This window comes from Pseudonocardia adelaidensis (assembly GCF_039543345.1).
In the GTDB taxonomy this organism is placed as follows: domain Bacteria; phylum Actinomycetota; class Actinomycetes; order Mycobacteriales; family Pseudonocardiaceae; genus Pseudonocardia; species Pseudonocardia adelaidensis.
On sequence record NZ_BAABJO010000008.1, the window covers coordinates 219,231 to 234,958 of the forward strand.

Sequence of the window (15,728 nt, forward strand, 5' to 3'; positions counted from 1 at the left end):
CGGTGCTGGCGCGCGGTGTGCGGCTGTCGTTCGACGCGGCGCGCAACAGGCAGGTGCTGCTCTCCCCGGAGACGGCCTCTGTGCTCAATGCGACGGGCGCGGCGATCCTCGACCTCTGCGACGGGGAGCGCACCGTGGACGAGATCCTGAGCGAGCTGCGGCAGCGGTACCACCAGGTACCCGAGGACGAGGTGCGGCGGTTCCTCGGCCGCCTGCTGGCCAGGAGGTGCCTGGTGGTCCGCAGTGGATAGGCCGTTCGGGCTGCTCGCCGAGCTCACCTACGCGTGCCCGCTGCACTGCGCGTACTGCTCCAACCCGCTCAACCTCGCCGACTACCGCGACGAGCTGACCACGCAGGAGTGGCTGCGGGTGCTGGCCGAGGCCAGGGAGCTGGGCGTGCTGCAGCTGCACCTGTCCGGGGGCGAGCCCCTGCAGCGCAGGGACCTCGTCGACATCGTGCGCCGCGCCGCCGAGCTGGACATGTACACCAACCTCGTCACGAGCGCCCTCGGCCTCTCGACCCGGCGGGCCGAGGAGCTGCGCGATGCCGGCCTCGACCACGTACAGATCAGCATCCAGGCCGACGAGCGGGAGCTCTCCGACCGCGTCGCAGGCACACCGTCGTTCGACCGCAAGATCACGGCAGCCCGGCTGGTCAAGGAACTCGGCTGGCCGCTCACGCTGAACGCGGTGCTGCACCGCGACACGATCGACCGCATCCCGGGGATCATCGACCTGGCCAGGGAGCTGGGCGCCGACCGGCTGGAGCTGGCCAACACCCAGTACTACGGCTGGGGCCTGCTCAACCGCGACCGGCTGCTGCCGAGCCGGGCCCAGCTCGACCGGGCCGAGGCCGCGGTGCGGGCGGCCCGCGAGCAGGCGGGCGACATGGAGATCTTTTACATCATCCCGGACTACTACAGCCGCTACCCCAAACCCTGCATGGGCGGCTGGGCCCACCACCAGCTCACCGTGGCGCCCAACGGCGACGTGCTGCCCTGCCCCACCGCGCAGGCCCTCCCGCTCCCGCGGGCCAGCGTGCGCGAGCGGCCCCTGGAATGGATCTGGGACGAGTCGCCGCTCTTCCAGCGGTTCCGCGGCACGGACTGGATGCCCGACCCGTGCCGCGGCTGCGAGCGCCGGGAGATCGACTTCGGCGGCTGCCGCTGCCAGGCGTTCCAGCTCACCGGCGACGCGGCCCGCACCGACCCGGTCTGCCACCTCTCCCCGGACCACGAGATCGTCGCGGCTGCCGTGCGCGCCGCCAACGACCCGGCGCAGCCGCGCGAGCTGGCGCTCACCCCCCGTCCGCATCCACGGTCGGTCGCCCTCGGCGACGCCGCACGGTGACGGGCGCGGCCGGCCCGCGGCCCGTCAGCGGACGCTGAGCGCCGTGATCGCGCCATTCTCCCGGTGCGGACGGCGGATCCGCCCGCCCGCCGGCAGTCGCGGTGTACACAACACCAGCACCATGTGCGACCGACCCGATCACCGAGGGAGCGCCGGCCATGTCACTCGTCCGCGTCCACAACTTCGCGATCTCGCTCGACGGCTTCGGCACCGGGGAGGGACAGAGCGCCGACGCACACTTCGGTCACGCCGGGCAGAGGCTGCACGAGTGGATGTTCGCCACGCGGTGGTGGCAGTCCGGTGGTAGCGGCGGCGTCGACGACGTCTTCACCCGGCAGTACGACCGGGGCATCGGCGCCGAGATCATGGGTGCCGGGAAGTGGGGCCACCCCGGGTGGCACGAGGACCCGGAGTGGAAGGGCGCCTGGGGGCCCAACCCGCCGTTCCACACGCCGGTCTTCGTCCTCACCCACCACGTGCGCCCGTCGATCGAGATGGAGGGCGGCACGACGTTCCACTTCCTCGACGCCTCGCCCGCCGAGGCGCTCGAGGCGGCCCGCAAGGCGGCGGACGGCGCGGACGTACGCCTCGGCGGGGGCGCCACCACGATCCGCGAGTTCCTCACGGCCGGGCTCATCGACCACATGCACGTCGTGGTGGTGCCGATACTGCTCGGGCGGGGCGTCCGCCTCTGGGACGGGCTGGAAGGCCTCGAGAACGACTACGGGATCGAGTCCGTCTCCGCGCCCAGCGGGGTCACCCACATGACGTTCACGCGTACCGGTGCCGGATGACGCGAGTGCTCACCGCCAAGGGTGCCGCCACCCGGCAGCGGATCATCGAGGGGGCCGCGGAGCAGATCCGTGAGCACGGCGTCACCGCCACCACGCTCGACGACATCCGCGCCCGCACGCAGACCAGCAAGAGCCAGCTCTTCCACTACTTCCCGGACGGCAAGGACGAGCTGCTGCTCGCGGTGGCCCGCTACGAGGCCGACCGGGTGCTGGAGGACCAGCAGCCGCAGCTGGGGGAGCTGACGTCGTGGGCGGCGTGGGATGCGTGGCGCGACACCGTGGTGGCGCGCTACCGGGGGCAGGGCCGCCGCTGCCCGCTGAACGTCGTGACGTCGCAGCTGGGGCGCACCACGCCCGGCGCGCAGGCCGTGGTCACGGAGCTGATCCGGCGCTGGGAGGGTGAGATCGCCGCGGGCGTCCGGTACATGCGGGGTGCGGGCGAGGTCGATGCGGGTGTCGACGCGGACCGGGCCGCTGCCGCGCTCGTGGCCGGTATCCAAGGGGGAGTGGTGATCCTTATGTCCACCGGCAGCACGGCGCACCTCGAGGCCGCGCTGGACACCGGGATCGCGTTCCTGCGGGGCCGCCACTGATTGGACTTGCGGGTCCAATTTGGTCGGGGCACCGTGGAGTCGTGATGAGCGACTACTACCTGCTGGGCAGGTCCGGGCTGCGGGTCAGCCGGCTGGCGCTGGGCACGATGAACTTCGGGACCGGCGGCTTCCACGCGGCGTACGGGAAGGCGGAGGCCGAGGCCGAGGCGATCTTCCGCCGGTACCTCGACGCCGGCGGCAACTTCATCGACACCGCGGACTTCTACACGGCGGGGGAGAGCGAGCGGATCCTCGGGCGGCTGATCGCCAAGGCAGGCGCCCGGGACCGGCTGGTGCTCACCAGCAAGTTCACCAACACCGTCGACCCGGCCGACCCGAACGCCAGCGGGAACGGCCGCAAGCACATCATGCGGGCGCTGGAGGCGTCGCTGCGCCGCCTCGGCACCGACCACCTCGACCTCTACCTGCTGCACACCTGGGACCGCATCACGCCGGTCGAGGAGGTCGTGCGCACCCTCGACGACCTGGTCCGGGCCGGCAAGATCCGCTACGCCGGGCTGTCCGACGTGCCCGCGTGGTACGCGGCCCGCGCGCAGAGCCACGCCGAGGCGCACGGGCTGACCCCGATGGTCACGGTGCAGCTGCCGTACTCGCTGGTCGCGCGCGGGATCGAACCGGAGTTCGTCCCGATGGCCCAGTCCCTCGGCATGGGGATCACCGCGTGGAGCCCGGTCAGCGGTGGGCTGCTCACCGTCAAGTACCGGCGGAACGGGGACGTCGTCACGGGTGCCGGCCGGCTCGGCAACCCCGAGGCGCCCGGCCCGGAGATCACCGACCGCGACTGGAAGGTGGTCGAGGCCCTCGAGTCCGTGGCCGCCGACCTCGGCCGCAGCATGGCCCAGGTCGCGATCAACTGGGCGGTCACCCGGCCCGCCGTCGCGTCGGTGATCGTCGGGGCGAGCAGCCCGGCCCAGCTGGACAACAACCTCGCCGCGCTCGACTTCGAGATCCCGCAGGACGCCCGCCGGCGGCTCGACGAGGCGAGCGCACCGCAGCTGCCGTCGCCGTACTCGATGTTCACCGCGCAGTACCAGTCCTGGGTGGTCAGCCCGGGTCTCGAGATCGGCGACAAGCCGGCGGGCTACGCGCCGCCCGTGCTGAACGCGGCGGCCACTCCCGTCAGCTGACGTCCCCGGCGAACCCGATGATCGCCGCGCTGACCTCCTCCGGCCGCTCCTGCTGGGTCCAGTGTCCGCACCCGGGCAGCAGGGTGGCGCCGCGCAGGTCGGTGAGCGTGCCGCGCAGCGCGTCGACGAGGGCGTCGGCGGGAACGCCGGCGATCACGAGATCCTGTTCGCCTGCCACGAACAGGGCGGGCCGGGTGATCGGTGCCCCGTTCCAGGCGGCGGTGAGCGCCCAGCTCCGGTCGAGGTTGCGGTACCAGTTGAGCCCGCCGGTGAAGCCGCGGCCGCGGTACTCGTCGACGTAGACGTCCAGGTCCTCCTCGGTGAGCCAGGCCGGGAGGTGTTCCGGTTCGGGCATGAGGTCCAGGAGGCCCGTGCCCGGCTCGACCACCGGCAGCAGCGGCGACGTCCCGCCGGACGTGGCCGAGAGCAACCGCCGGAACGTCGCCCGCGGGTCGGCCGCCAGCTCGGCGTCCGCCACGCCGGGGGGCTGGAAGTACAGGATGTAGTGGCCCGGGCCGAAGTGGCGGGCCAACGCCTCGGTGGGCCGAGCCGGGCCGCGGCCGCGGAACGGCACCGACAACCCGACGGCGCCGCGCACGCGATCGGGGCGCAGCAGCGCCGTGTGCCACGCGACCGGCGCGCCCCAGTCGTGCCCCACCACCACGGCCCGCTCCTGCCCAGCGCGTCCAGGAGGCCGACCACGTCGCCCACCAGGTGCAGGATCGTGTAGTCCGCGACGTCCCCGGGCGCGTCCGTGCCGCCATAACCGCGCTGGTCGGGCGCGACGGCGTGGAACCCGGCTGCGCCGAGGGCCACCAGCTGGTGGCGCCAGGAGTACCAGCACTCCGGGAACCCGTGCAGCAGCAGGACGACGGGTCCGTCCGCGGGCCCGGCCTCGGCCAGGTGCACCCGCAGGCCGGGTACGTCGACGGACCGGTGGCTGATCGCGGTGGCGTTCATGCCGCTGAACCTACGGGCGACGGGACGCGATCGGGCCGGACGGGCGGCACGTTCGTCCAGCCCGATCGGACGGGAGTGCCGCTCGTCCGATGATCGGCGCCGCCACCCGCCGGCCGCTGGGTCCCCGCTCCTCGCACACGACGAAGGCCCGGCCTCCCCGTCCGAGGACGGAGCGCCGGGCCTTCGTCAGATCGTCGCGACGATCACACGTCGTAGTAGAGCGCGAACTCGTACGGGTGCGGGCGCAGCCGCAGCGGGTCGATCTCGTTCTCCCGCTTGTAGTCGATCCAGGTCTCGATCAGGTCGGGGGTGAACACGCCGCCCTCGAGCAGGTAGTCGTGGTCGGCCTCGAGCCGGTCGATCACGGCGCCGAGGCTGCCCGGCACCTGCGGGATGTCCTTGGCCTCCTCGGGCGGCAGCTCGTAGAGGTCCTTGTCGATCGGGGCCGGGGGCTCGATCTTGTTCTTGATGCCGTCGAGGCCGGCCATCATCATCGCCGAGAAGGCGAGGTACGGGTTGCCGGACGAGTCGGGGCAGCGGAACTCGATGCGCTTGGCCTTCGGGCTGCTGCCCGAGAGCGGGATGCGGATGCAGGCCGAGCGGTTGCGGGCCGAGTAGACCAGGTTGACCGGGGCCTCGAAGCCGGGCACCAGGCGGTGGTAGGAGTTCACCGTCGGGTTGGTGAAGGCCAGCAGGCTCGGCGCGTGGTGCAGCAGGCCGCCGACGTAGTAGCGGGCGGTGTCGGACAGGCCGCCGTAGCCGGACTCGTCGTGGAAGAGCGGCTGGCCGTCCTTCCAGAGCGACTGGTGGACGTGCATGCCCGAGCCGTTGTCGCCGAACAGCGGCTTCGGCATGAACGTCGCGGTCTTGCCGTGCTGCCACGCCGTGTTCTTGACGAGGTACTTGAACAGCATGATGTCGTCGGCGGCGTGGAGCAGGGTGTTGAACTTGTAGTTGATCTCGGCCTGCCCGGCGGTGCCCACCTCGTGGTGCTCCCGCTCCACGGTGAAGCCGCTCTCGATCATGTTGCTGACGATGTCGGCCCGCAGGTCGGCGTAGTGGTCGACCGGCGGCACCGGGAAGTAGCCGCTCTTGTAGTTGATCTTGTAGCCGAGGTTGCCGCCCTGCTCCTCGCGCCCGGTGTTCCACCAGCCCTCGACGGAGTCGATGTGGTGGAAGGACTCCTGCGGGTTGGAGGCGAAGCGGATCGAGTCGAAGATGTAGAACTCGGCCTCGGGCGCCATGAACGCGGTGTCCGCGACACCGGAGGCGCGCAGGTACTCCTCGGCCTTGCGGGCCACGTTGCGCGGGTCGCGGCTGTAGGGCTCGCCCGTGATCGGGTCGTGCACGAAGAAGTTGATGTTCAGCGTCTTGTGCTTGCGGAACGGGTCGAGCCGGGCGGTGGCGGCGTCGGCGAAGAGCGCCATGTCGGACTCGTTGATCGCCTGGAAGCCGCGCACGGACGAGCCGTCGAACGCGGCGCCGTTCTCGAGCAGGTCACCGGCGGTGGCTGCGGGGACGGTGAGGTGCTGCATCACTCCGGGGAGGTCGCAGAACCTGATGTCGACGTACTCGACACCCTCGTCCGAGATGTACTTCAGGACCTCTTCGGAGTTGCTGAACACCCACTGACTCCTTCGTGCGACACGGTGGTCGGGTAGGGCTGTTGCCCTCGTCTTGGGCGAAGGTATGGCGGCCTTGTTGCCCAGCGGTCACTCGGTCGTTTCACAGAAGTTAACGGACCCGGCCGGGAGGCCGGTCCTCGTCACATCGCGCACGCATACGCTAGGCCCCATGGCCCGCTGGATCGAGTCCTGGCCGCCCGGCGCTTCCGCGGGAACGGGTGGGACGTACCCCGGCAAGCGGCTGGGCCTGCCCGCTACGGGCGTCAACTCGGTGGCCGGGCTCGGGCGCCGGTTCGCGGCGCTCGCGATCGACTGGTTGCTCGCGTACGGGATCGCGGCGCTGCTCACCGGGCCCGGCGCGCTCGACGACCCGAACCTCGGCTGGTCGGTGCTCGGGATCTGGTACCTGCTCACGGCCGTGCCGGTGGCCGTGTTCGGCGCGAGCGCGGGGATGACCGCGCTCGGGATCCGGGTGGCCTCGCTGGGCTCGGCGGCGGTGATCGGTGTGCCGCGGGCGCTGCTGCGCACGGCCATGACCGCGCTGGTGGTGCCGCCCCTGGTGCGCGACGAGGACGGCCGCGGCTGGCACGACCGCGCCACGCGGACGGTCGTGGTCCGCAGCCGGGCGTGACGGATCGTACGAGCGGCACTTCCGTCCGATGGGGCGGGACCGAGAGTGCCGTTCGTCCTGCGGAGCCTCCCTGGAGCGTGCTGGGCCGGGGCTCGGGCGAAGTGCAGTTCGTGCGATCGGGTCAGCGGCGGCGGACCGTGCGCTGCACGCTGCGCATCTTCGCGCCGGCGGGCATCGGGCCCTTCGGCATGGCCGCCGCGCGGGTGCCGAGGGCGGCGAGGCGCGCCTCCATCGACTCCATCTCCTGGCGGTTGATGTTGCGCGGCAGCTTCATGAGGTGGCGCTGCAGCTTGGCGAGCGGCACCTGGCCCTCGTCGTTGCCGACGACCACGTCGTAGATCGGCATGGTGCCGGCGACGCGGGCCGTGCGCTTCTTCTCCTGGGCCAGCAGGCTCTTGACGCGGTGCGGGGCGCCCTCGGCGACGAGGATGATCCCGGGCCGGCCGATGACCCGGTGCACGGCGTCGAGGTGGGTGGTCCCGGCGACGCCGGGGGTGACCCGCCACTGGCCGCGCAGGTTGTCCAGGGCCCAACCCGCGGCGCCCGGCTGCCCGTCGGCCTTGCTGTAGACGTTGCGCTGGACGCGGCGGCCGAAGATGCTGACGGCCGCCAGCAGCCCGACCGCGATGCCGAGCGGCAGCAGGATCCACTGCATGCCGAAGAACAGCCCGATCACGAAGAAGACGGCCACCGACAGCAGCAGGACGCCCACCATGATCGGGAGCAGCGCCTTGTCCTCGCGGCGCTGCATCTGGAACGCCTGCCAGATCTGCTTGTAGCGCGCCCTGGACGCCGCACGCCGCGCGCGCTTGGCTGTCTGCTTCGCTTCCTTGTCGGGCTTCCCACCGGCCATGTGACGAGGATACGGGTGTCACGCCGCCGGCACCGCACGCGTCAGGTGTCGAGGCCCGGCGTGCGCGGCGGCACCGGGGTAGCGACGACGAACGAGCTCGTGGTCTGGCCGTGGAGCAGGAACCGGTCGAGGACCCCTTCGAGGGCGTCGATGGCCGCGACGTGCACCTTCAGCAGGAAGCAGTCCTCGCCCGAGATCCGGTGGCACTCGCTGATCTCGGGGAGCCGGGAGGCGAGCTCCACGATCTTCGGCAGCTGCCCGGGGCCGGGCCGGACCCGCACCCACGCCGTGACCGGGAGGCCGAGCGCGGCGGGGTCGACGTCCAGCCGGTAGCCGCGGATCACCCCGGTCTCCTCCAGCCGGGCCACGCGCTCGCGCACGGCGGGCGCCGACATCCCGACCGCCCGCGCCAACTGCGCCACGCTCTGGCGGGGATCCTCGCTCAGCAGGGCGAGGATCCGGCGGTTCACGTCGTCGAGCACGGACCTTCCGTCCGGAAGGCCGCTCGGGATACGAGGTGTCCGCGACGAGGTCATGATGCCCTCCGGCCTTCCGATGCTCATGGCTTTCACCGATCGGACCGTCGACGATAGGCCGGTGCAGCGCAACCGGCTGCCCGCGCACGCGTACTTCGTGGGGAGCGCGGTCTTCCACTACCTCGGTCCGGCGTTCGCGGTGCTGCTGTTCGCCCGGGTCGACGTCCTCGGCGTGGCCTGGCTCCGGATCGCCGCGGCCGGCATCGTCTTCGCGCTCTGGCGCAGGCCGTGGCGGGTGTGGCGCCGCCTCGACGGCGGCACACGCCGGCTCGTGGCCGGGTGGGGCGCGGTGCTGGCGGTCATGAACAGCGCGTTCTACCTGGCGATCGACCGCATCCCGCTCGGGACGGTCGCAGCGGTCGAGTTCCTCCCCGTGGTCGTGCTGGCTGCGCTCGGGGCGCGCACGCCGCGCAACGGCGCGGCCGTCGGGCTGGCCGTTGCCGGGGTGTGGCTGCTCTCCGACGTGCGCCTGGTCGCGGAGCCGTGGGGCTTCCTGTTCGCCGCCGCGAACGCCGTGCTGTTCGCGCTCTACATCGTGCTCGGCCACCGCGTCGCGCGGAACGAGGCCGTCACCGGGATCGACGGCCTCGCGCTCGCCATGCTCGTCGCCGCGGTCGTCGCCGCGCCGATCGGGTTCCTGGACGCGGCGCCCGCCTTCGTCGACCCGGTGGCGCTGGCGGCCGGCATCGGCGTGGGCATCACGTCGTCGGTGATCCCGTACGTGTGCGACCAGCTCGCGATGGCGCGGCTGCCGCGCGCCACCTACGCACTGCTCGTCTCACTGCTCCCGGCGACCGCGACGATGATCGGGATCATCGTGCTCGCGCAGCTGCCGACCGCTGTGGAGATGGCCGGCGTGGTGCTGGTGGCGGGCGGCGTCGCGCTGCACCGGGAGCGGCGGGAAGCGGCCGTGGCCGCGTGAGCTCCAGATCCCCCACCTGCCGGCCTCGTCGGCGCCGCCTACCGCGCCAGCAGCGAGCTCGCCTCCTGGGCCGCGGGGCCCTCGGCGGCCAGGTGCGCCAGGTCGGGCGAGAGCTCCTCGCCGCGGTGGGCCACGGTCTGCGCGTAGAGCCGCCCGGCCCGGTAGGACGAGCGCACCAGCGGCCCGGCCATCACGCCTGCGAAGCCGATCTCCTCGGCCACCTTCGCGTGCTCGACGAACTCCTCCGGCTTGACCCACCGCTCCACCGGGTGGTGGCGCGCCGACGGGCGCAGGTACTGCGTGATCGTGATGATCTCGCAGCCGGCCTCGTGCAGGTCGCGCAGCGCGGCGGTGACCTCGTCCGGGGTCTCGCCCATGCCCAGGATCAGGTTCGACTTGGTGACCAGCCCGGCCGACCGGGCCTTCGTGATGACCTCGAGCGAGCGGTCGTAGCGGAACGCGGGCCGGATCCGCTTGAAGATCCGCGGCACGGTCTCCAGGTTGTGGGCGAGCACCTCGGGCCGGGAGCCGAAGACCTCGGCGAGCTGGTCGTCGCGCGAGTTGAAGTCGGGGATCAGCAGCTCGACGCCGGTGCCCTGGTTGAGCGCGTGGATCTGGCGCACCGTCTCGGCGTACAGCCACGCGCCGCCGTCGGGCAGGTCGTCGCGGGCCACCCCGGTGACGGTGGAGTAGCGCAGGCCCATGGTGCGCACCGACTCCGCGACGCGGCGCGGCTCGTCCCGGTCGAGCTCGGCGGGCTTGCCGGTGTCGATCTGGCAGAAGTCGCAGCGGCGGGTGCACTGCTCGCCGCCGATGAGGAAGGTGGCCTCCCGGTCCTCCCAGCACTCGTAGATGTTGGGACAGCCGGCCTCCTCGCACACGGTGTGCAGCCCGCCGGAGCGGACGAGCGACTTGAGCTCGGTGTACTGCGGCCCGGTGCGGGCCTTCGTCCGGATCCACGACGGCTTGCGCTCGATGGGGGTCTCGCTGTTGCGAACCTCCAGGCGCAGGAGCTTGCGACCCTCGGTGTTGATGCTCACTCCGCAAAGCTCCGTTCGGAAGCGATCGTCACGGCCCCAGGCTACGCCCCGGCGATGCGCGCATCGGAGGTTGCACGGAGGCTGCACGCAGGGCAGGACTAGGTTCGGACCGTGGACCTGCGGATCTTCATCGAGCCCCAGCAGGGGGCCAGTTACGACGACCAGCTGCGCGTCGCCACCACCGCGGAGGCGGCCGGCTACAACGCCTTCTTCCGCTCCGACCACTTCCTCAAGATGGGCGACGTGTCCGGCGAGCCGGGGCCGACGGACTCCTGGCTGACGATCGCGGGCATCGCCCGGGAGACGTCGCGGATCCGGCTGGGCACGCTGGTGAACTCCGCCACGTTCCGGCTGCCCGGCCCGCTCGCGGTGGCCGTCGCGCAGGCGGACGAGATGTCCGGCGGCCGCGTCGAGCTGGGGCTGGGCGCCGGCTGGTTCGAGGCCGAGCACGCCGCGTACGGCATCCCGTTCCCGGGCCTGCGGGAGCGGTTCGACCGGCTGGCCGAGCAGCTCGAGATCATCACCGGGCTGTGGGGCACGCTGCCCGGTGACCGCTACTCGTTCGCGGGTGAGCACTACACCATCACCGACTCGCCCGCGCTGCCCAAGCCGGTGCAGCAGCCCCACCCGCCCGTGATCGTGGGCGGCCACGGCCCGAAGCGCACGCCCGCGCTCGCGGCCCGGTTCGCCGCCGAGTTCAACGTGGGCTTCTCGCCGGTGGACGTCGTCGCCGCGCAGTTCGAGCGGGTCGACGCGGCCTGCACGGCGATCGGGCGCGACCCGTCGGAGATCGTGCGCTCGATCGCGCAGGTGATCGCGGTGGGCCGCGACGACGCCGAGGTGGCCCGGCGGGCGCTGACGATCGGGCGCGAGGTGGACGAACTGCGCGCGAACGGGATCGCCGGCACGCCGTCCGAGGTCGTCGACCGGCTGGGGGAGTGGCGGGACAAGACCGGCATCACCCGCATCTACCTGCAGCTGCTCGACCTCGCCGACCTCGACCAGGTGGAGCTCATCGCCTCCCAGGTGGCGCCCCAGCTCTAGTGCCCCCCGCCGGAAGTCCGCCGAACAATTCGGCGGCCCAGCCCCACGCTGCGCGCACCGGCCGACGTCCCGAGTACGCCCGGTACGAGGGCCGCCGCCCGGCACACGCAGCGAGAACCTGGATCCGCCGATATACGCACCGAACTTCCGACTCGGGACACTAGCCGAGGGCAGGGTGCAGGCGCAGGTCGAGCCCGGCCGGCGCGGCCGCGCGCGCCACGACGTGCTCGGCCACCGGCAGCGTGCCGTCCAGTACGGCTTCGACGGCCGCAGCGGCAGCGTCGATGATCTCCGCCACCGGCACCGGCCGGCCCAGCTCGGCGGACAGCGACGTGACGCCCGCGTCGGTGATGCCGCACGGCACGATCCGGTCGAACGCGGCGAGATCGGGCTCGCAGTTGAGCGCGAAGCCGTGGAGGGTGACCCCGCCCTGCACGCGCACGCCGATCGCGCCGATCTTGCGTTCGGGGTGCCGGTCGTCGGCGGGCAGCCAGACGCCGCTGCGCCCGTCGACGCGGCCCGCGGTGGTGACGCCCGCGTGGTGCACCACGCGGATGAGGGCCTCCTCCAGCCGCCGGACGAAGTCGACGACGTCGAGCGGCTCGGCCAGCCCGACGATCGGGTAGCCCACGAGCTGGCCGGGGCCGTGCCAGGTGATCCGCCCCCCGCGGTCGACGTCCACCACGGGGGTGCCGTCGGTGGGCCGGTCCTCGGGCTGCGTGCGCTTGCCCGCCGTGTAGACCGACGGGTGCTCCAGCAGCATCAGCACGTCGGGGCCGGTGCCGGCGCGGCGGGCGTCGGCGTTGCCGCGCTGGACGTCCCACGCGGCGCGGTACTCGACGGTGCCGAGGCGGTCGATGCGCAGCGGGTCGGCGCTGCTGCGGCAGGAGCGGGTCACCATGCCGGTCACGCTACCCCCGCGGCCGAGAAGGCCGGCGCGCCGAACCAGGCGCCGAGCGCCTGACGCAGGCCGTCGGCGTCGTGCTCGCCCGCCCACGCGACGTACCCGTCGGGGCGCACGAGCAGGGCGTCCGCGGGCGGCTCCGGGGTCGTGGCGGTCACGACGTCGACCCGGTCCGTCCACCCGCGTGCCGCGGCGGTGAGATCGGCCCGCCCGGCCAGGTCGAGCAGCACCGGGCGGGCGGCCCTGAGCAGCTCGGCCACCCGCGTCTCCCGGCCGTCGACGCGCAGCGGGAGGTCCGGGGCCCACCGACGGGTCAGGGGATGCGCCGGCCCGTCGAACCGCGCCGGGTAGTGCAGGTCGGCTCCCGCCATGAGGTCGGCGATGCGGCGCGTCGCCGTGGTGTCGGCCAGCAACTCGGTGACGAGCGACCGCAGCGCGGTGATGTCGGCGCCGGGGGACAGCAGGGCGCTCTGGGCCCGGCTGTGCATGATCACCCGCTCCCCGGCCGGGCGGCGCTCGTTCTCGTAGGTGTCGAGCAGGCCGGCGGGTGCGGTGCCGTGCACGGCGGCGGCGAGCTTCCAGCCGAGGTTCAGCACGTCCTGCATGCCGAGGTTGAGCCCCGGCCCGCCGACGGCGCTGTGCACGTGGGCCGCGTCGCCGACGAGGAACACCCTGCCGTCGCGGTAGCGGTCGGCCTGGCGGGAGTTGACGCCCACGTGCCGCCGCCGGTCGTACGGCTGCCCGTCCGGGAGCGGGGTCAGCGGGAGCCGGGTGCCGAGCACCCGGTGCAGGGCGGCGGTCAGTTCCTCGAGGGGGATCTCGTCGGCGTCCTCCACGCCTTCCTCTCCCCACTCGAACGCGCTCACGCGGTAGCAGCCCGGTTCGACCATCGCGAAGGCGAAGACCCCCGTCCCGGTCCGCAGGAACATCGCGGGAGCGAGCCGGCCGTGGCCGGGCACGTCCAGCTCACCGGTGTCCAGCGCGACGGGCGCGGCGATGCCGACCCGGCCCGACCGGGACACGAACCCGGTGTCGGTGGTTCCCGGGAAGTCGATGCCGAGCTGCTTGCGGATCCCGCTGGTCCCGCCGTCCGCGGCCACGAGGTAGCGCGCGTCGAGCCGGTAGGGCCCGGCCGGGCCGAGCACGTCGACCGCGACCGAGTCCGGGGTCTGGCGGACGCCCGTCACCTCGTGGCCTCGCCGGACCGGGACGCCGAGCTCGCCCGCCCGCTCCTCGAGCAGCTCCTCCATCCGCCGCTGCGGGATCCCCAGCGCGTGCAGCGAGTGATCGGGGAACGGGGTGAGGTCCAGCGGGATCGCCCCGAAGATGAACCGCGGCACCGGGTGCGGCGGGCCGTCGTGCCCGCTGAAGAGCTCGTAGATCCCCCGCCGGTCGAGCGCCTCCACCACCCGGCCGACGAGGCCGTTGGCCTTCGGCTTCCTCGACCGTTCGGCGAGCCGTTCCAGCACCACCGCATCCACTCCGGCGAGCGCGAGCTCGCCCGCCATCAGCAGGCCGTTCGGACCGGCACCGACGATCACGACGTCGTACACGGAGCCCTCCTCGGGGCAGGACGGATCGGCGTCCCGCCGACGCGGGACGCTGGTTCTGGACGTGGGTCTAGACGGAGCGCGGATCCGGCAGGCCGGCCGCGAACTGGCGCAGTGCGTCGTCGAGCAGGGAGGCGAGCGCGACGGGCGGGTCGGCCCGCAGCCACTGCTCGCTGGCGACCTGGACCGCCGCTCCGGCCGCCGCGGCGACCAGCCGCGGGTACATGTCCCGGTCCGGATCGGTGCCGGTCCGCTCCGCCACGGCCGCCGTGAGCTCGCGTTCGGCGGTGGCGGACGCCTTCACGAACTCGCCGCGCAGCTCGAGCTGCGCCAGGAGCAGGCGCACCCCGCTGGTCCATTCGGCCGGGGGACCGGGAGCGGCGGGGTCGGGCGTGCCGAACACCGCGCGGACGGCATCGGTGAGCGCCGTCCAGAGCGGATCGGTGGTGGGGCGGGTGCGCAGCTGGTCGGCGACGTGCGCGAACCGGTCGAGGTGCCGCCACACGATGGCCTCGTACTTGCTGGCGAAGTAGTTGTTGAACGTGCGCGGGGACACGCCCGCCTCCGCGGCGATCTCGTCCACGGTGACGCCGGCGAGGCCGCGCTCGACGGCGAGTCGCAGCGCCGCCCAGCTGAGCGCCGCGCGCGTCTGCTCCTTCTTGCGTTCGCGCAACCCCATGGGACCGAGGTTAGTGCAAACTTGCGGAGCCCGCAAATTTGCTGGTCCTGCAGTTTTACGGCTGCTCGATCGCCGCCTGGAGCGCGTCGCGGATCGTCAGGTGGCGGAAGGGGTAGCCGTGCTTCTGCAGCACGGCCGGCACCACGAACGGGCCGGTGAGGACGAGCTCCTCGGCGAGCTGACCGAGCACGGTGCGCAGCACGGCCGCGGGCACGACGAACGGGGCCGGCCGGTTCAGCACCTCCGCGAGCGCGGCGGTGAACTGGGTGTTCGTCGCGGGCTCCGGGCCCGCGAGGTTCACCGGGCCTGCGACCTCGGCGTGCTCCAGCAGGAACCGCATCGCCCCGACCTCGTCGTCCAGCGAGATCCAGGGGAACGCCTGGTGGCCCGTGCCGATCCGGCCGCCGAGCATCAGCGAGAACAGCGGCCGCAGCCGCCCGAGCAGCCCTCCGTGCGGGGCCAGCACGCCCGCCGAGCGCATCAGCACCACCCGGGTCCCGCCTTCGGCGGCGGGGGCGGTGGCGGCTTCCCAGTCCCGGCACACCTCGGAAAGGAAGGTCGTGCCCGACGGGGCCGTCTCGTCCACGACGCGGGTGCCGGTGTCGCCGTAGAAGTGCACGCCGGACGCGCTGAGCAGGGTCGGGACCCGATGCTGTGCGACCGCGGTCGCGAGCACCTCGGTGGGGACGTTGCGGCTGTCGCGCAGCAGCTGCTTGCGCGCCCCGCTCCACGGCCGGTCGCCGATGCCGGCGCCGCCGAGGTTCACGACGGCGTCGACGCCGTCGAAGGTCCCCTCGTCGATCCGGCCGGCGGGAGGGTCCCACCCGCGCTCGTCCGGGGCCGCGGGAGCCCGCCGGACGAGCCGCAGGACCTCGTGGCCCGCGTGCCGGAGGTCGGCGACGAGAGCGGTACCGATCAGGCCGGACGAACCGGCGACCACGACGCGCACGCCCGAGATCTTCGCGGAAGCCGTCCCGCATCGCGACCGGGGGACCGGTCAGCCGGTGGTCCCGTCGGGCAGTCCAGGCGCGATGTCGGGGTGACCGGCGTGGCGCGCGGCCTCCCTCGCCCCCGGGTCGTGAGTGGATACGGGTGCCCC

At 73.0% G+C, this 15,728-nt stretch carries 18 protein-coding genes; 8 read left to right on the plus strand and 10 right to left on the minus strand.

The features are described 5' to 3' along the window. The first annotated feature begins 2 nt into the window (after window positions 1-2). The 5 genes from pqqD (at window position 3) to ABEA81_RS13140 (ending at window position 3,885) form a co-directional block, all read left to right on the plus strand. Window positions 3-251: a pyrroloquinoline quinone biosynthesis peptide chaperone PqqD gene (gene pqqD / locus ABEA81_RS13120; RefSeq protein WP_345605272.1), complete on the plus strand. Its 249-nt coding sequence runs from the start codon at window positions 3-5 to the stop codon at window positions 249-251. Next, window positions 244-1,350: a pyrroloquinoline quinone biosynthesis protein PqqE gene (gene pqqE, locus ABEA81_RS13125; RefSeq protein ID WP_345605273.1), complete on the plus strand. Its 1,107-nt coding sequence runs from the start codon at window positions 244-246 to the stop codon at window positions 1,348-1,350. The genes pqqD and pqqE overlap by 8 nt, the downstream gene beginning before the upstream one ends. A gap of 158 nt (window positions 1,351-1,508) precedes the next feature. Continuing rightward, the gene (locus tag ABEA81_RS13130; protein ID WP_345605274.1) at window positions 1,509-2,144 is read left to right on the plus strand and encodes a dihydrofolate reductase family protein; all 636 of its coding nucleotides are present in this window, start codon (window positions 1,509-1,511) and stop codon (window positions 2,142-2,144) included. Beyond that, on the plus strand, window positions 2,141-2,737 hold the full coding sequence (locus tag ABEA81_RS13135) for a TetR/AcrR family transcriptional regulator (protein ID WP_345605275.1): 597 nt from the start codon (window positions 2,141-2,143) through the stop codon (window positions 2,735-2,737). The genes ABEA81_RS13130 and ABEA81_RS13135 overlap by 4 nt, the downstream gene beginning before the upstream one ends. Window positions 2,738-2,781: 44 nt before the next feature. Then, entirely contained in the window at window positions 2,782-3,885 is a 1,104-nt protein-coding gene (locus tag ABEA81_RS13140; protein WP_345605276.1) for an aldo/keto reductase, read from the plus strand. On the opposite strand, the gene ABEA81_RS42660 is transcribed toward ABEA81_RS13140, so the two are convergent. The 3 genes from ABEA81_RS42660 to glnA all read right to left on the minus strand — a co-directional run bounded on the left by ABEA81_RS42660 (window position 3,878) and on the right by glnA (window position 6,470). Further along, window positions 3,878-4,084 (minus strand): alpha/beta fold hydrolase, encoded by a 207-nt coding sequence (locus ABEA81_RS42660; protein WP_425570544.1) that lies wholly within the window; start codon window positions 4,082-4,084, stop codon window positions 3,878-3,880. The two genes, ABEA81_RS13140 and ABEA81_RS42660, sit on opposite strands and share 8 nt — an antisense overlap. Then, window positions 4,039-4,845 carry an alpha/beta fold hydrolase gene (locus tag ABEA81_RS42665; protein ID WP_425570545.1) on the minus strand — a complete coding sequence of 269 codons (807 nt, stop codon included), beginning with the start codon at window positions 4,843-4,845 and terminating at the stop codon, window positions 4,039-4,041. The genes ABEA81_RS42660 and ABEA81_RS42665 overlap by 46 nt, the downstream gene beginning before the upstream one ends. A 203-nt stretch (window positions 4,846-5,048) precedes the next feature. Beyond that, a complete protein-coding gene (glnA, locus tag ABEA81_RS13155; protein ID WP_345605278.1) occupies window positions 5,049-6,470 on the minus strand; it encodes a type I glutamate--ammonia ligase in 1,422 nt (473 codons plus the stop codon). 169 nt (window positions 6,471-6,639) lie between these two features. On the opposite strand from glnA, the gene ABEA81_RS13160 reads away from it, so the two are divergent. Beyond that, complete coding sequence (locus ABEA81_RS13160; protein ID WP_345605279.1) at window positions 6,640-7,101, plus strand: RDD family protein; 462 nt, start codon at window positions 6,640-6,642, stop codon at window positions 7,099-7,101. Window positions 7,102-7,222: 121 nt separating this feature from the next. On the opposite strand, the gene ABEA81_RS13165 is transcribed toward ABEA81_RS13160, so the two are convergent. Together ABEA81_RS13165 and ABEA81_RS13170 are read right to left on the minus strand one after the other, a co-directional pair. Next, window positions 7,223-7,954: a DUF4191 domain-containing protein gene (locus ABEA81_RS13165; protein WP_345605281.1), complete on the minus strand. Its 732-nt coding sequence runs from the start codon at window positions 7,952-7,954 to the stop codon at window positions 7,223-7,225. 41 nt (window positions 7,955-7,995) lie between these two features. Further along, entirely contained in the window at window positions 7,996-8,436 is a 441-nt protein-coding gene (locus tag ABEA81_RS13170) for an Lrp/AsnC family transcriptional regulator (protein ID WP_345605282.1), read from the minus strand. 115 nt (window positions 8,437-8,551) lie between these two features. Here ABEA81_RS13170 and ABEA81_RS13175 point away from each other — a divergent pair, with 115 nt between their 5' ends. Next, window positions 8,552-9,412: an EamA family transporter gene (locus tag ABEA81_RS13175; RefSeq protein ID WP_345605283.1), complete on the plus strand. Its 861-nt coding sequence runs from the start codon at window positions 8,552-8,554 to the stop codon at window positions 9,410-9,412. A 38-nt stretch (window positions 9,413-9,450) separates the two neighbouring features. Here the strand turns inward: ABEA81_RS13175 and lipA are convergent, their stop codons facing one another. After that, on the minus strand, window positions 9,451-10,452 hold the full coding sequence (gene lipA, locus ABEA81_RS13180; RefSeq protein ID WP_345605284.1) for a lipoyl synthase: 1,002 nt from the start codon (window positions 10,450-10,452) through the stop codon (window positions 9,451-9,453). 111 nt (window positions 10,453-10,563) lie between these two features. Here lipA and ABEA81_RS13185 point away from each other — a divergent pair, with 111 nt between their 5' ends. Beyond that, window positions 10,564-11,496, plus strand: coding sequence for an LLM class F420-dependent oxidoreductase (locus ABEA81_RS13185; RefSeq protein WP_345605285.1), 933 nt, complete (start codon window positions 10,564-10,566; stop codon window positions 11,494-11,496). A gap of 160 nt (window positions 11,497-11,656) precedes the next feature. On the opposite strand, the gene lipB is transcribed toward ABEA81_RS13185, so the two are convergent. From lipB to ABEA81_RS13205, 4 genes are all read right to left on the minus strand, one after another. Further along, entirely contained in the window at window positions 11,657-12,397 is a 741-nt protein-coding gene (gene lipB, locus ABEA81_RS13190) for a lipoyl(octanoyl) transferase LipB (RefSeq protein ID WP_345605286.1), read from the minus strand. Window positions 12,398-12,402: 5 nt separating this feature from the next. After that, the gene (locus ABEA81_RS13195) at window positions 12,403-13,953 is read right to left on the minus strand and encodes an FAD-dependent monooxygenase (RefSeq protein ID WP_345605287.1); all 1,551 of its coding nucleotides are present in this window, start codon (window positions 13,951-13,953) and stop codon (window positions 12,403-12,405) included. A gap of 67 nt (window positions 13,954-14,020) precedes the next feature. Further along, entirely contained in the window at window positions 14,021-14,629 is a 609-nt protein-coding gene (locus tag ABEA81_RS13200; protein WP_345605288.1) for a TetR/AcrR family transcriptional regulator, read from the minus strand. Window positions 14,630-14,684: 55 nt separating this feature from the next. Next, complete coding sequence (locus ABEA81_RS13205) at window positions 14,685-15,578, minus strand: TIGR01777 family oxidoreductase (RefSeq protein WP_345605289.1); 894 nt, start codon at window positions 15,576-15,578, stop codon at window positions 14,685-14,687. Window positions 15,579-15,728: the final 150 nt, after the last annotated feature.

Coding starts and splice junctions, on each gene's coding strand:
- ABEA81_RS13135 (WP_345605275.1), top strand. CDS start 2,141: ATGACGCGAGTGCTCACCGCCAAGGGTGCCGCCACCCGGCAGCGGATC.
- ABEA81_RS13160 (WP_345605279.1), top strand. CDS start 6,640: ATGGCCCGCTGGATCGAGTCCTGGCCGCCCGGCGCTTCCGCGGGAACG.
- lipB (WP_345605286.1), bottom strand. CDS start 12,397: ATGGTGACCCGCTCCTGCCGCAGCAGCGCCGACCCGCTGCGCATCGAC.
- ABEA81_RS13140 (WP_345605276.1), top strand. CDS start 2,782: ATGAGCGACTACTACCTGCTGGGCAGGTCCGGGCTGCGGGTCAGCCGG.
- ABEA81_RS13165 (WP_345605281.1), bottom strand. CDS start 7,954: ATGGCCGGTGGGAAGCCCGACAAGGAAGCGAAGCAGACAGCCAAGCGC.
- ABEA81_RS42665 (WP_425570545.1), bottom strand. CDS start 4,845: ATGAACGCCACCGCGATCAGCCACCGGTCCGTCGACGTACCCGGCCTG.
- ABEA81_RS13130 (WP_345605274.1), top strand. CDS start 1,509: ATGTCACTCGTCCGCGTCCACAACTTCGCGATCTCGCTCGACGGCTTC.
- ABEA81_RS13200 (WP_345605288.1), bottom strand. CDS start 14,629: ATGGGGTTGCGCGAACGCAAGAAGGAGCAGACGCGCGCGGCGCTCAGC.